Origin of the sequence: Ochrobactrum sp. SFR4 (genome assembly GCF_019730395.1) — a bacterium.
Lineage (GTDB): Bacteria > Pseudomonadota > Alphaproteobacteria > Rhizobiales > Rhizobiaceae > Pseudochrobactrum.
Map to the genome: position 1 here is coordinate 1 of NZ_JAAPBB010001033.1, position 254 is coordinate 254.

At 62.2% G+C, this 254-nt stretch carries 1 protein-coding gene; it reads right to left on the reverse strand.

All coding sequences use genetic code 11. From position 1 onward, the window contains the following. On the reverse strand, positions 1-254 hold a 254-nt coding region (locus HBA93_RS22190; RefSeq protein WP_221724681.1), incomplete at both ends, for a hypothetical protein.

The window sequence follows — 254 nt, forward strand, 5'->3', positions numbered from 1 at the left end:
CCAGCTCAACTGCACGGGCGAGTGTGCGCTCGATGCCTTCGTTCATCGCCGCTACTTCACGACGCACAGCCTGACCAAGCGTGGAAACGCGGTCACCGGCGGCAGCTTCAGGGGAAGCAAGACGCAGGGCAGCTGCCGTCATCTGACGGGCAGCAGATTGCAGTTCCTGTGCACGGCGTACCATCTGGGCAAAGCCCCAGAACATGACGACCGGCACTGCAATACCGGCTGCAACACCAATACCTGCCGGTGTG